Source organism: Acinetobacter sp. NIPH 298, assembly GCF_000369505.1.
Classification (GTDB): Bacteria; Pseudomonadota; Gammaproteobacteria; order Pseudomonadales; family Moraxellaceae; genus Acinetobacter.
On record NZ_KB850055.1, the window covers coordinates 289400 to 303209 of the forward strand.

Annotated in this window: 15 protein-coding genes; 7 read left to right on the forward strand and 8 right to left on the reverse strand. The window is 40.8% G+C overall.

The genetic code is table 11. The annotated features are described in order from the left end of the window. Positions 1-109 precede the first annotated feature (109 nt). The 5 genes from lolA to F903_RS06300 all read left to right on the forward strand — a co-directional run bounded on the left by lolA (position 110) and on the right by F903_RS06300 (position 5073). A complete protein-coding gene (gene lolA, locus F903_RS06280) occupies positions 110-805 on the forward strand; it encodes an outer membrane lipoprotein periplasmic chaperone LolA (RefSeq protein WP_005195537.1) in 696 nt (231 codons plus the stop codon). A 116-nt stretch (positions 806-921) separates the two neighbouring features. Beyond that, complete coding sequence (locus F903_RS06285; RefSeq protein ID WP_005195539.1) at positions 922-1701, forward strand: RsiV family protein; 780 nt, start codon at positions 922-924, stop codon at positions 1699-1701. A gap of 96 nt (positions 1702-1797) precedes the next feature. Beyond that, a complete protein-coding gene (serS, locus tag F903_RS06290; protein WP_005195541.1) occupies positions 1798-3069 on the forward strand; it encodes a serine--tRNA ligase in 1272 nt (423 codons plus the stop codon). Between the two features lie 66 nt (positions 3070-3135). After that, positions 3136-4509, forward strand: coding sequence for a siroheme synthase CysG (gene cysG / locus F903_RS06295; protein WP_005195543.1), 1374 nt, complete (start codon positions 3136-3138; stop codon positions 4507-4509). A gap of 90 nt (positions 4510-4599) precedes the next feature. Further along, positions 4600-5073: a tRNA (cytidine(34)-2'-O)-methyltransferase gene (locus F903_RS06300; RefSeq protein WP_005195545.1), complete on the forward strand. Its 474-nt coding sequence runs from the start codon at positions 4600-4602 to the stop codon at positions 5071-5073. A gap of 13 nt (positions 5074-5086) precedes the next feature. Here F903_RS06300 and F903_RS06305 read toward each other — a convergent pair whose 3' ends face one another. Together F903_RS06305 and F903_RS06310 are read right to left on the reverse strand one after the other, a co-directional pair. After that, complete coding sequence (locus F903_RS06305) at positions 5087-5467, reverse strand: VOC family protein (RefSeq protein ID WP_005195546.1); 381 nt, start codon at positions 5465-5467, stop codon at positions 5087-5089. Positions 5468-5482: 15 nt separating this feature from the next. Then, entirely contained in the window at positions 5483-5866 is a 384-nt protein-coding gene (locus F903_RS06310) for a winged helix-turn-helix transcriptional regulator (RefSeq protein WP_005195547.1), read from the reverse strand. Between the two features lie 116 nt (positions 5867-5982). Between F903_RS06310 and F903_RS06315 the strand changes: the two genes are divergently transcribed. Then, the gene (locus tag F903_RS06315; protein ID WP_005195548.1) at positions 5983-6540 is read left to right on the forward strand and encodes a flavodoxin family protein; all 558 of its coding nucleotides are present in this window, start codon (positions 5983-5985) and stop codon (positions 6538-6540) included. Between the two features lie 58 nt (positions 6541-6598). Here the strand turns inward: F903_RS06315 and F903_RS06320 are convergent, their stop codons facing one another. From F903_RS06320 to rpoD, 6 genes are all read right to left on the reverse strand, one after another. Beyond that, positions 6599-7996 carry an APC family permease gene (locus tag F903_RS06320; protein ID WP_005195549.1) on the reverse strand — a complete coding sequence of 466 codons (1398 nt, stop codon included), beginning with the start codon at positions 7994-7996 and terminating at the stop codon, positions 6599-6601. A gap of 316 nt (positions 7997-8312) precedes the next feature. Beyond that, positions 8313-9497, reverse strand: a complete 1185-nt coding sequence (locus tag F903_RS06325) for an iron-containing alcohol dehydrogenase (RefSeq protein ID WP_004669231.1) — start codon at positions 9495-9497, stop codon at positions 8313-8315. A 1-nt stretch (position 9498) separates the two neighbouring features. Next, complete coding sequence (locus F903_RS06330; RefSeq protein ID WP_004669229.1) at positions 9499-10032, reverse strand: hypothetical protein; 534 nt, start codon at positions 10030-10032, stop codon at positions 9499-9501. An 81-nt stretch (positions 10033-10113) separates the two neighbouring features. Next, complete coding sequence (lipB, locus tag F903_RS06335; protein WP_005195551.1) at positions 10114-10770, reverse strand: lipoyl(octanoyl) transferase LipB; 657 nt, start codon at positions 10768-10770, stop codon at positions 10114-10116. Positions 10771-10927: 157 nt separating this feature from the next. Continuing rightward, positions 10928-11215, reverse strand: coding sequence for a YbeD family protein (locus F903_RS06340; protein ID WP_004669225.1), 288 nt, complete (start codon positions 11213-11215; stop codon positions 10928-10930). A gap of 153 nt (positions 11216-11368) precedes the next feature. Beyond that, positions 11369-13246: an RNA polymerase sigma factor RpoD gene (gene rpoD, locus F903_RS06345; RefSeq protein WP_004669224.1), complete on the reverse strand. Its 1878-nt coding sequence runs from the start codon at positions 13244-13246 to the stop codon at positions 11369-11371. Positions 13247-13592: 346 nt separating this feature from the next. On the opposite strand from rpoD, the gene F903_RS06350 reads away from it, so the two are divergent. After that, positions 13593-13799: a PA3496 family putative envelope integrity protein gene (locus tag F903_RS06350; RefSeq protein WP_004669223.1), complete on the forward strand. Its 207-nt coding sequence runs from the start codon at positions 13593-13595 to the stop codon at positions 13797-13799. Positions 13800-13810: the final 11 nt, after the last annotated feature.

Genomic DNA, 13810 nt, shown 5'->3' on the forward strand with positions numbered 1-13810 from the left:
AACTTTGCGACACGAACTACACAAAACCGATGCTTTTCTTCATTCTTTTCATGATTGAAAACAGTAAGATGTCGTCATTACAGTAGAAATTTGATAGAAGGTTCACTTTATGAATTTCGTAAAAAAAATAGCTTATGCTGCAACGCTTAGTGCAATGACACTGGCTCCTGTTGTAACGACCCAGTCATATGCTGCACCTGTCGCTGCATCGGCTCAGCAAGCAACCACAAGTTTGGTTCAGCAGTTATCGAGCTTACAACGGTTCACTGCAGATTTTGAACAAACCACCAAAGTGACCAATAATAAAGCTGTACAAAGAAAAGGACTGACTGCTCAACACATGAATCAAACCTTTAAAGGGGTGATGAAGGTTGAACGCCCAGGAAAATTCTTCTGGGAAATCACCAGTCCTTCTAAACAAACAATTGTGACGTCAGGAAAAACTGTTTGGATTTATGATCCAGATTTGCAGCAGGCAATTCGTCAAAATTTAGATGATCAAGTTGCCAATACCCCAGCATTGTTATTATCGGGTAATACCAATCAGATCATGCAGTCCTATCGAGTAACGCAGCCTGATCGCTCTAAGCTGTATTACACATTGTTCCCTAAACAGGAAGATAGTACATTTCAGAGTTTAACCATTAGCTTTGGTGCAAATAAAGCGCCAAACTTGATGATTTTACAAGATTCATTGGGTCAAACCACGTATGTACGTTTTAGTAATGTAAAAGTCAATCAAGCCATTCCTGCTTCGGTCTTTAATTTTGAGCCACCGAAAGGCACAGATATTATTGATCAGTGATCATTTTGATCAACTCAGCAAAAAGCCGCATTTATTGCGGCTTTTTGCTAGATACATTTCTTAATTTCAACTCTGAACAAAGCTTTGTATAGTGGGCTAAAAGATCTGAGACTTGTATGACAATGAATCCGTTAAAATTATCAAAAATTATTCCAGCACTTTCTATTGTTACGGTGATTGTATTTACAGGGTGCCAACCGAAGCAAGATCCGCAAAATAATAGTGCGACAGACGCGACAAACAAAGTCGATATTACATTGATTCAGGCACAAGTGGTGGCTGTTAAACTGCCTAAACAGCAAGTATGTTTGGAAGATGGTTGTACCAATTATGATCTTCAAACCGTAAAAACCAATCAGCAGTGGATTGATGATTATTTTATCAATCGTATGAAGAAGGCAGAGCCGAATGCATTTGCTGATTTATCAGATCAACAAGTAAAAGTACCAGAAGGCGAACCATCTTTAAGTGAGAGTAGTACTTATGTGCGCTTTGTAGGACAGAACTACAATCTGGCGACATTTTCCATTCATAGTTATGCTTATCCCGCTGGTGCAGCACATGGTATGTACCATCAAGAATTTGTAAATTTTGATTTAGCGACTAAAAAACATATTAGTGTGAGTGAATTGATCAAAGACGGTGTGGAACAAGAGTTGCGTGATGAGCTGTATGTTGCAAATCAAAATTGGTTAGATGAGCACAATATTAAAAAAGATCAATTACAGGTGAGTGATAATTATTACTATGGTGTAAATGGTATTGTCTTTGTTTATCCATTGTATGAGCTGGCTTCCTATGCAGAAGGGATGAGTGAGTTGAACTTGCCATATTATGCCGCAAAAGAATTTATCAAAGCAGAATACTTACCAAGCTTGCCTAAAGTCCCGAACTAATCTAAATACAGCATCTGCAATTGCGAGGTAGATGCTGTATTTTTTTAGGTTAAAGCCTTACACTATAGCCAGTTTTTTCTCTATTCATGATTGATTATGATCGACCCAAAATTACTTAGAAATAATATCGAAGTGGTAAATGCTGCTTTGGCAAAACGTGGTATTCAGCTCAACGTACAAGAGTGGGCTGATTTAGAAGTACGCCGTAAAGATTTGCAATCCAAAGCTGAAAACTTACAAGCAGAGCGTAATGCTGGTGCAAAGCAAGTGGGTCAGATCAAAAAGTCGGGTGGAGATGCTTCAGAAATCATGGCGCGTATGGCAGCCATTGGTGATGAAATCAAAGCGGCTGAAGTAGCTTTGGCTGAGTTGCAAGCTGAACTTGAACAAAAATCGCTTGCGCTTCCAAACTTGCCAGATGAGTCTGTACCCGCAGGTAAAGATGAAAGTGATAATGTAGAAATTTTGAAGTGGGGCACACCGCGTCAATTTGATTTTGACATTAAAGACCACACTGATCTTGGTGAATGGATGGGCGGTCTTGAGTTTGAAACTGCCACCAAACTCACGGGTTCACGCTTTAGTGTATTGAAAGGACCTTTGGCTCGTTTACAACGTGCCTTAACCCAATTTATGTTGGATACACACACGCTTAAAAATGGTTATACCGAAGCTTATGTTCCGTATTTGGTAAATGCGGATACCTTACGTGGTACAGGTCAATTGCCAAAATTTGAAGAAGATTTATTTAAGCTTCAAGGCGAAAAAGAATACTATTTAATTCCAACAGCAGAAGTGCCAATAACGAACTTTGTACGTGATGAGATTATTGATGCAGACCGTTTGCCGCTTAAATACACTGCACATACACCATGTTTCCGCAGTGAAGCAGGTTCTTATGGGCGTGATACACGTGGTTTGATTCGTCAACATCAGTTCGACAAGGTCGAAATGGTGCAAATCGTCAAGCCAGAGCACTCAATGCAGGCACTCGAAGATTTAACTGCACACGCAGAGGGCATTTTGCAGGCGTTAGGTCTGCCATATCGCAAAATTTTGCTCTGTGGTGGTGATATGGGCTTTGGTGCAATCAAGACTTATGACTTAGAAGTGTGGGTACCAAGCCAAGAAACTTACCGCGAGATTTCTAGTTGTTCGAATATGGGCGATTTCCAAGCACGTCGTATGAAAGCACGCTACCGTGTGGATCAGAAGAAGATCGAATTGGTGCATACTTTGAATGGTTCAGGTTTAGCAGTTGGACGTACTCTACTTGCTGTGATGGAAAACTACCAGCGTGCTGATGGTTCTATCGAAATTCCTGAGGTTTTACGTCCATATATGGGTGGTATTTCGTATATCGACTAAAATGCATCGAATTTGTGCATAGTTTTTGCTTTAACTCAATCAGATCTAAAAATATAGAGGCATAGCGTGGATATTTTCCCAATCTCTTTAAAGTTGCAACAGCAACGTTGTCTGATTGTGGGTGGTGGGCATATTGCCTACCGCAAAGCAAATCTGCTAGTCAAAGCTGGTGCAATTGTTGATGTTATTGCACCAGATATTGAGCCTGAACTGCGTTTATTGTTAGAAAAATCATCAGGGCAATATATTCAAACGGCTTTTTCTGAAAATATTTTGGGAACACCATATCGCTTAGTTATTGCGGCAACAGATCAAGCCGAAGTGAATAAAACGGTATTTGAGCAATGCGAACAGCGTAATATTTTAGTGAATAGTGTGGACGATATTCCACACTGCCGATTTATGGTACCCGCGATTATTGATCGTTCACCGTTGGTGATTTCAGTTGCCTCTAATGGGGCATCACCTGTTTTATCTCGACAACTTCGCACTCAAATTGAAACTCTCGTACCACACGGCATGGGTAAATTGGCTGAGTTTTCTGGCCAATGGCGTAAAAAAGTTAAAGCAAAAATTTCCAATCCTGATGAACGTCGTATCTTTTGGGAAAATTTGTATGCCAGCCCGCTCAAAGAGCAGGTATTCAATGACAATCTTGACGTGGCAAATGATCTGATTCAGCAAGCACTCACTGAATGGACTGCACCCAAGGGTGAGGTCTATTTGGTCGGTGCTGGGCCGGGTGATCCTGAGTTATTGACATTAAAAGCATTACGTCTCATGCAACAAGCCGACGTGGTGATTTACGATCGTTTGGTTTCAGCACCGATTATGGAACTTTGTCGTCGTGATGCCACTAAGATTTATGTGGGTAAGGCACGTTCCAATCACTCTGTGCCACAAGATGGCATCAATGCCTTGCTGGTTGAGTATGCCCAACAAGGGAAACGCGTTTGTCGTCTAAAAGGCGGCGATCCGTTTATCTTTGGTCGTGGTGGCGAAGAGATTCAAGAGTTGGTTGAAGCAAATGTCACTTTCCAAGTCGTGCCTGGTATTACTGCTGCTTCAGGCTGCTCTGCCTATGCAGGTATTCCGTTGACACATCGTGATTATGCCCAAAGTGTACGGTTCCTCACGGGGCATTTAAAGGAGGGTTCACCTGAACTGCCTTGGAATGAACTGGTTTATGAAAATCAAACTTTAGTTTTATATATGGGCTTGGTTGGTTTGGAACGCATTTGCCAACAACTCATTGCTCATGGTCAGCGCCCAACCATGCCTGTTGCCTTAATTTCTAAAGGTACAACCCCTGAGCAAAAAGTGGTGGTGGGAACATTGGCGGACATCGCCACCAAAGTATCTGAACATCAAATCGTAGCGCCGACTTTAACCATTATTGGTGAAGTAGTCAGTCTACGTGAACAGTTAAAATGGCAATAAAATCTCTCCCAGCCTCTCTTTAAAAAAGAGAGGAGTTCCTCCCTTTGAAAAAGGGGGATTAGGGAGAATTATGAAAAGTAGAGAAAATTTGTGATTCATGTCGTCCTATACGAACCTGAAATTCCAGCGAATACAGGTAATATCATCCGTTTATGTGCCAATACAGGTGCGCAACTACATTTAGTTAAACCTTTAGGCTTTGAGCTAGATGATAAAAAGTTAAAACGTGCAGGACTGGATTATCACGAATGGGCAAGAATGCAAATTTGGGACAATATTGAGTTATGTCTTGCTAATTTAAAAGCCAAAGGTGTGGAGCATGTCTTTCCGCTCACCACCAAAGGAACTGCTACACCGCATACAGTTGATTTGAATCGTCCTATAGCTTTGCTGATGGGGCCTGAAACGCGAGGTTTACCTGAACAGGTGCGCATGATGTTTCCACCAGAGCAGTGGATACGTCTGCCAATGGCTGAAAATTCAAGAAGTTTGAATTTATCCAATGCCACGGCTGTAATTGTGTATGAGGCGTGGAGGCAACAAGGCTTTAAAGAGTTGATCTGATTTGATCAACTCTTTAAATATCACCATACGTGCTGGCTACAACTAATGTATATCCATTTGGGTCTTTAAACCAAACCTCTCGATGATGCGCATTCGCATTGTATTGAGGACCTTCTAAAACTTCGACTTGATGCGTTCGTAATCTTTCGACAAGCTCATCAAATTGAGCGCTTTCAAACCATAATAAAACACCGTTTCCGATCGGTAACTCTGGACACCCAAGATGAGGGTGTTCGTGTGCTTGCCATTGGTGAAGTTGTAACACCATGCGCTTTTCAAACATTAACTGTTCATATTCTTTGCCGCCATGTCCACTGTCTAGGCCTAGTATGGTTTGATACCACTGACTGGTTTTTTCTACATCGACAACAGCAATTAAGGGTTGTGGATACATGTAAACCTCTCGATATTATTCAGTTTGTTCTGCTTGTATTTCATCAAAACGTTGTTGAGCCAGTATGATTTCTTCAATATTTTGCTCAGCCCAATCTTTGAGTTGATACGCCATTTTTGCGATCTCTAAACCTAATAAAGTTAACGAATAATCAACGCGAATGGGGGAGGTATTTTGTACTTTTCGTTGGATAAAACCATCTCGCTCAAGCATTTTTAGTTTTTGTGATAGTACTTTTGGTGAGATGCCTTGAATGCTTTTTTTCAACAAATTAAAGTGCTGTGTTTCCTGCTCAAGTTTGTTCAATATCAATAAAACCCATTTATCAGCAATTTTTTCGAAGAATAATCGAGCAGGGCAATGTTGTTGATAAATATTGTATTTTAAGTTTTTTGTCATGCTGATTACCCTCAAATTTTCAATTAAATATCCCTAGTTACCAGTTGGTAACTAATTGACAGCTAGTTTCTAAAATATATCATTAAATCGAACTTTTTAAAAATTTAGGATATCTCATGACGAAAATTGCGGTTGTTTATTACTCAGGCTATGGTCATACCAAAGTTATTGCAGAAACGTTTGCTCACGCTATACAAGCTTCTTTGATTGAAATTGATCAAAATGGAGAGATTACAGAACAAGATTGGCAAACACTAAATGACGCACAAGGCATAGTTTTCGGTGCGCCTACCTATATGGGTGCTGCACCATGGCAGTTTAAAAAGTTTGCTGATGCATCTTCAAAAAATTGGTTTACACGAGGCTGGCAAGATAAGGTGTTTGCTGGCTTTACCAACAGTGCAAGCTTAAATGGTGATAAGCAAGTGACGTTAATTCAACTACAAACCTTGGCTTCACAGCACGGTGGTATTTGGGTGAGCCTAGGCTTACTTCCTGCCAATACTAAGGCAGCAAAACGTGAAGATATCAATAACTTGGGGGGATCGGTTGGCTTATTGGTCCAGTCGCCATCAGATGCGAGTGTTGACGAAATTCCTACAGGGGATTTAGAGACAGCAAAACACTATGCCCAACGTGTAAAAACAATCGTAGATCGTCTTTCTAATGCGTAAAAAGAAAGGTGCAGTTCTATGAACTGCACCTTTCTTTATGAGTCAGATAGCGACTAAATTAGTGTTTATCGTCAAACTCATTATATTGTGGTGCATTGTACTTAAAGCCCTTGGTTTTATAACCGAGGTATAGCACACCAAACATCGCCCACCATAAGCCATATTTCAATGCTGTTTCTTCAATCTCGAGCCATAAGGCAAAGATACTGATAAAACCACATAATGGAACGACCACATAGTAGATGATGTCCTTTATATTCTTGGTTCGACCATCACGTAGTGCATAACGTGAGATTACCGACAAGTTTACAAAGGTAAAGGCTGTTAAAGCACCAAAACTGATTAATGAAATCACTGTATCGAGTTTCATAAAGCCTGCAGACAACGCCACGATACCTACGATCACGATGTTGTATGAAGGTGTAAAACTTTTTGGACTGATGTGACCAAAGATCTTTTTGTTAATGATGCCATCACGACCCATCACATACATCAAGCGAGAGACGCCTGCATGGGCAGAAATTCCTGAAGCCATGACCGTTACAATTGCAAAGGCCAATACATACGATTGGAATAATGAACCACCCACCAACAGTAAAATCTCAGGTTGGGTTTCAGCAATATCTTTAAAGTAACTGCTTGGGTTACCAGGGAAATAAAGCTGAATGAAATACGTGCTGATAATGAAGATTACGCCTGCAAATAAAGCAGTTAAGAAAATTGCTTTAGGCAGAGTCTTCTCAGTATCTTTGGTTTCTTCAGCAAGTGAACTCAATGAGTCAAAGCCGGTAAATGAGAAGCAGAGCAGGGTTGCACCAGTGACTAACGCACCAACTGAGGTGAGCTCATTCCAGAATGGTTCTAAACTCCAGAGTTGGTATTGGGTTTCGGCAGTGATCGGACCATCCGCGTTTACACTCATCTGCAATTTGCTGTAAACCAAGTAGGTAAATGTACCGATAACAATTAACTGTACCAATACGATCCAACTATTAAAGTTTGCAACGAAACGCACACCGCGTAAGTTAACGCCCGTCATAAAGGCCGTCAATAGAATCACCCAAACCCAATGATTTACACTTGGGAATAGTGCAGTAAGATAAATTCCTGCAAGGATGATATTGACCATTGGTGACAGTAGATAGTCTAACCAAGACGACCAGCCCACCATAAAACCGACATTCGGATGAATCGATTTTTGAGCATAGGTATAGGCTGAACCAGACGATGGATAGCGTCTAATCATATGTCCATAGCTAATCGATGTCAGCAAAATGGCAACCAGTGCGAAGATATAAGAGGTTGGAACGTGGTGATTACTTGCTTCCGACACTAGACCGAAAGTATCAAATAACGTCATTGGTTGAATATATGCCAAACCAATAATGATGACGTGCCACAGACCTAATGTTTTTTGCAGTTTAGCTGCTGATTGAGTCCCAGAGATGTTTGTCAACGGCGTTACCCTCGTTATCGTTGATCAAGGATCAGCTATGGTTTAAGGATCATTCGAGACGAAAATGATCCCCCCTACAGAAAAAAAAGCGAAGTGCGCCAATCTATCCTAAATTGGCATAAATTGTCAGCCCTTTTATGCTTTTTTAGCAATTTTTTTGCCAATTGGGGAGAAAAGTAGATGAATTATGGGTTCACTTGAAATACAAAAAACCCTGAGTACCATTCTTGCGGAGTCATGCTCCTTATGCTTTGGTTGCACGGCAAGGGTAGGGTATCAGGGTTTTGAGTAATAATTATTTATTTAAATAATTGAATTACCATGCTTTTTGTAAAATCTCACGAAGTTCTTTAAGGTTGGCTTCTTTTGGATTGTAAATGATAGAACCATCATTTAAAGCCTTTTCTGCCACTTCATCCAGTTGTGCTTCGGTAATTTTACCTGTTTCACGTAATGTACGTGGGAGTTTGGTCAGGCTATATAAACGATCGCGCATGGTCAAAATTGTCGCAATTGCTTTATCTGCACGTTGGTTTGCTGGCGTTTGAGAATAGATGTCTGCACCCGCAAGTGGCAATAATAACTCACCAATTTTTTGACCATTCACTTCTTTGTTGTATTCCAACACATACGGCAGGAATAAACTCATGCATAAACCATGAGGTAGGTGAGCAACTGCACCCAAAGCATGACCAAGTGAATGCACTAAGCCAACCATTGAGTTAGAGAATGCAATCCCTGCCATAGTTGACGCTTGCGCTAGTTCTAAGCGACCTTGGGCATCACTTGGATTGTCTAAAACTTTAAATAAGTTTTCGCTAATCTTTTTGATACCTGCACTCGCATAAGCATCGCTTAATGGATTCGCAGCTAAACATGTATAGGCTTCAACACAGTGTGTAAGCGCATCCATACCTGTCATCGCTGTCAGATGAGGCGGTAGCGTCATGGTCATCCGTGGATCAAGAATCGCAGCATGTGGCATCAAGTAATATGATGCAAAAGCCAGTTTTACATTACGTTGCGTATCCGAAACTACAGCCACCATGGTTGCTTCTGAACCAGTACCTGATGTAGTCGGAATAACAAAGAATGGTTTTAATGGTTTTGGTAGGTTATGCGCACCTGAGTACTGGAGTAGGTCATCGCCGCCCTCAGATACTAAGATGTTAGTTGCTTTAGAGGTATCAATGACAGAACCACCGCCAATCGCGATAATCGCATCACAGTTTTGTTTGCGGTAAAGTTCAGCTGCTAAACGCACAACTTCTAAGCTTGAATCTGGTGGAACATCATCAAAGATTGCACCGATGACTGCATCCGTAGTGCTGAACGCAGCTTCAATTGGGCTAAGCAAACCGTTTGCACGTACGCCTTTGTCGGTAATGATGAGCGGACGTTTAGAGCCTAAAGTCGCGAGTTCAAACGGGATGTGCTCTAACGCAGCGTTACCAGCAATGACTTTTACAGGACAGAAAAATTCGTAATAAGGCTTAGCCATGTTAAGCGCTCCGTTTGAAATATGATTTAGCGACTTTGAGATAAATGTTTTTTGCACCTGTGAATTTTTCTTTTAATGTCAATTCAGCTGGGTAGCGTTTTACTGCAAGTGAAGCGACCAATTTAGGCAAGATCAACGCTTCCATTTTATTTAAGCAACGTACTAGACGAATTGCACTGGATACATCGCCATCAGCAATCATGCGATCATTGGCAAAGGCTTGAGCTGTACTTTCCTGAAAAGAGAAAACCAAGAAAGCATGGGTCAAATGTTTAAAGGTAATGGTTAAATCAGGCTTGCCTTTGTAGTTAGATAAAAGCTCTAATGTTTTATCTTCTGTCACTCGTGCAACAAATGCAGGTCCATTTGGAAACACATTCATTGAAAGTATAAAATGAACAGGAAACTTTGACACTTCCTCGTGTACTTCATCATCCACTTGACTTGCCATGACTAAACCGCGACCCACGACATCCATCATGAGTTTGACGTAGGCAAGTTGCAAAGTGGGCTTCACTGCTTTGGTTGAAATCACTTGCGTATCCCTTTTTAAAATTATGCAAAAGCAAATTTAGAGTATTTACTCTAATTTATTTTTTTGAAATTGAAAAGTAGTTTATTCAGATTTGACTGAGAGGTCACGAAAGAAATCTGTATTCTGTAAATAACAAATAAAATCCTGACTGACTTGCTCAAAGCTTGGGTGATTCTTCAGCAAGTCTTGTAAGCGTACCATTTCTAAACCTGCGTATCCACAAGGATTAATGGTTTGAAAACCCGCAAGGTTACAATCAATATTGAGCGCTAAACCATGATAACTCCGACCACGGCGAATTTTAAAACCGAGCGAACCGATTTTACGGTCATCGACGTAAACGCCAGGAGCATCGGACTTGGCATAGGCTTTAATTTGGTATTGTTGAAGTATATCGATCATAGCTTGTTCAGTGAAACTAACTAAGCTACGCACATTCCATTTCAAGCGATTTAAATCAAAGAGGAAATAAGCCACGAGTTGTCCTTGGCCATGCCATGTGATTTGTCCACCACGATCAGTCTGAACGATCGGGAGATCACTATGCATCAGGATGTGTTCGGCTTTGCCAGCTTGTCCCTGAGTCAGTACATCTTGGTGTTGTAATAACCAGACCTCATCAGGTGTATGTTCATCCCGAGTTTCGGTAAAGATTTTCATGGCTTCAAAGCGATCTGTGTAGTCTTGTAGATCATTGAAGCAACGAATGATTAAAGAGGGCTTATGATCAACGCTCATTACAACCTTATTTCCTTTGGTTTTTTCAACTTTATGTAATTATTTGAATGATATAAACAGAGAACCGTTAAAACGCTGTGTCATGATCTAAGTTTTTGCGTATCTTTTCCCGTTTAAAAGAAAAATCCAAAACACTTTCGTATTTTGGATTTCTTCATTAAAGCGCTGTCTTAATTAAAGGACAAGCGGCAAGATCTGCGTATAAGGCATGAACTTGTTCCAATTCTTCAAAACGCAATTGCGCTGTTAAAGAATGGTATTTGCCTGTACGTGAAGGCTGAACTTTTACTGTTTCGCCATCAAATTCAGGGAAGTGCTTCTGCAAAATATCAACAACAGCCACTCGAAGTTCATCCCCTGCATTACCAATCAATTTGATCGGATAGTCCATTGGGAAAACCCAAAGATGTTCTTGCAATTCACGAGAAGGAGTGCGGTCTAACATGAGCAACCTCTTTAATTTGAAACGCCTGCATCAGCGCAGGCGTTTTTGATCTAATAGATAAATGGGGATGAAGTGCTTAACTTCAAGTCCTGCACGATCACCTTGTAGCGTATGCTTCTCAAGCTTTGATCGTAGCGCAAAACTTCCCAAATATTAGTCGTTTTCCAAGAATGAACGTAAGTGTTCTGAGCGAGAAGGGTGGCGAAGTTTACGCAAAGCTTTTGCTTCAATTTGACGAATACGCTCACGTGTTACATCAAACTGTTTGCCTACTTCTTCTAAAGTATGATCGGTTGGCATATCGATACCAAAACGCATTTTCAATACTTTCGCTTCACGTTCAGTTAAGTTTTCAAGTACTTCGCGGGTTGCTTCTTTTAGACCTTCTGAAGTGGCTGCATCAATTGGAGAAGTGATGTTGCCATCTTCAATGAAGTCACCAAGATGCGAATCTTCATCATCACCGATCGGTGTTTCCATCGAAATCGGTTCTTTTGCGATTTTTAGTACTTTACGAACTTTAACTTCGTCCATTTCCAAGCGTTCGCCCAATTCTTCAGGTGTAGGCTCACGCCCCATTTCCTGAAGTAGCTGACGAGAAACACGATTGATCTTGTTGATGGTTTCAATCATGTGTACTGGAATACGAATGGTACGTGCCTGATCCGCAATCGAACGCGTGATTGCTTGGCGAATCCACCAAGTTGCATAGGTCGAAAATTTATAACCGCGACGATATTCAAACTTATCTACGGCTTTCATCAAGCCGATGTTACCTTCTTGAATAAGATCGAGGAATTGCAGACCACGGTTGGTATATTTTTTCGCAATCGAAATAACTAAACGTAAGTTTGCTTCAACCATTTCTTTCTTAGCGCGACGAGCTTTCGCTTCACCAACAGCCATACGTTTAGAAATATCTTTAATATCCTTAACGTTTAACTCAAGCTCTTTCTCGATATCGGCAATCTTTTGTTGGAAAGCCAATACATCAGGACGAACTTTTTCTAAATGTCCTTTGATCTCAGCAGGTGCTTTCGCGATTTGCTCATCTAACCATGCTGGGTTGGATTCTTGCTCAGGGAACGAAGTACGGAACTGGTGACGATCCATACGACCACGACGTACTGCATAGCGCATGATTTCACGTTCATTGGTACGGATTTGTTCATGTGTACCACGAATCATTTCAGAAATGATGTCAAATAGACGCGGGGTAAATTTGAACATCATAAACACGGTTGCGAGTGACTCGAGCGCAACTTTTGCTTCTTCGCTATTGCGACCATGCTCTGCGATAACCGTCTTTGTTTCGTTCCAAGCTCTTTCTAATTCAGTGAAACGCGCTTTAGCAATTTCTGGATCTGGACCTGAGTCAGCTTCAGAATCATCATCGCTTTCAGATTCTTCTTCGTCATCATCGTCTAGTTTAACTTCTTTGGTTGTTTTTACAGAATCAGTTTCTTCTACAAGTTCTGCTTCTTCAATGACTTCAGGGATTTCTTCGTCAGATTCTGGGTCTAAATAACCAGACAGAATATCGGCAAGACGACGTTCACCTGTTAAATAATCATTATATTCTTGTAATACCACTTCGACTGCGTTTGGCCAGTATGCGATAGAATGTAAAACATCACGTATACCTTCTTCGATACGTTTTGCAATACTAATCTCGCCTTCACGAGTAAGGAGTTCAACTGTACCCATTTCACGCATATACATACGTACAGGGTCAGTCGTACGACCAGGTTCGCTTTCAACCGACGCTAATACAGCAGCAGCTTCTTCTTCAGCAACTTCATCTGTTGTTTCAGTAGATTCACCAAACATGGTGTCATCGGTTTCTGGTGCACGTTCATGCACAGGAATACCGACATCTTGAAGCATTTGAATAATGTCTTCAATTTGCTCACTTTCTGTAATTGAGTCTGGGAGATGATCGTTAACCTCAGCGTAAGTTAAGTAACCTTGTTCTTTGCCTCGGCTAATCAGAGCCGCTACTTGTGAAGTAGGGGAATGCATATCGCTCATCTTTGCTTACTCTTTGTTGAATCTGTGGCGGTGAAAAACCGTGCATGATAGCACAATTCACTGGGAATGTTTTGGATTTGATCCGTTTGCTTTAAATAAAAAATATGTTTGATTTTAAGGTCGTGTGTTGAATATGGGGTTAAGCAATAATTTTTCAAGACTTAAATTCCTAAAAGCGTTTTTTATTGGTGATGTCCTTAGACTATAAATACACAAAAAAACCGCCGAAAAAAAGTACAAAACATCATTTTATAGCGAAAAAATCAAATAAAACTTGACACGGAAATCTAAGACAGATAAATAGCGGCTAGACCCATTTATATTTTTGCATTACGAGGTAGTGTTAGTGTCTTCTACAGATTTTGAATTAGATGATGATAACTACGGTGAGGACGATGCTGGTTTTGATGAGTCGTCAAGTAAACTCACCGCTAAAGAATCATTAGAAAAGCGCCGTTTAATTGATGATCTACTGGCTCAGCGCCGTTTGGAACGAGAATTAAAAGATTTTGACTATGATTTCGACGACGATGATCTTGATGACGAAGACTAAGCAAAATTGCT

What these genes read in the sequence shown, in the direction of transcription:
- F903_RS06325 (WP_004669231.1), bottom strand. Translation starts at nt 9,497, where the DNA reads ATGGCTAAGCCTTATTACGAATTTTTCTGTCCTGTAAAAGTCATTGCT.
- serS (WP_005195541.1), top strand. Translation starts at nt 1,798, where the DNA reads ATGATCGACCCAAAATTACTTAGAAATAATATCGAAGTGGTAAATGCT.
- F903_RS06285 (WP_005195539.1), top strand. Translation starts at nt 922, where the DNA reads ATGACAATGAATCCGTTAAAATTATCAAAAATTATTCCAGCACTTTCT.
- lolA (WP_005195537.1), top strand. Translation starts at nt 110, where the DNA reads ATGAATTTCGTAAAAAAAATAGCTTATGCTGCAACGCTTAGTGCAATG.
- lipB (WP_005195551.1), bottom strand. Translation starts at nt 10,770, where the DNA reads ATGAGCGTTGATCATAAGCCCTCTTTAATCATTCGTTGCTTCAATGAT.
- F903_RS06340 (WP_004669225.1), bottom strand. Translation starts at nt 11,215, where the DNA reads ATGTTAGACCGCACTCCTTCTCGTGAATTGCAAGAACATCTTTGGGTT.
- F903_RS06305 (WP_005195546.1), bottom strand. Translation starts at nt 5,467, where the DNA reads ATGTATCCACAACCCTTAATTGCTGTTGTCGATGTAGAAAAAACCAGT.
- F903_RS06315 (WP_005195548.1), top strand. Translation starts at nt 5,983, where the DNA reads ATGACGAAAATTGCGGTTGTTTATTACTCAGGCTATGGTCATACCAAA.
- F903_RS06310 (WP_005195547.1), bottom strand. Translation starts at nt 5,866, where the DNA reads ATGACAAAAAACTTAAAATACAATATTTATCAACAACATTGCCCTGCT.
- rpoD (WP_004669224.1), bottom strand. Translation starts at nt 13,246, where the DNA reads ATGAGCGATATGCATTCCCCTACTTCACAAGTAGCGGCTCTGATTAGC.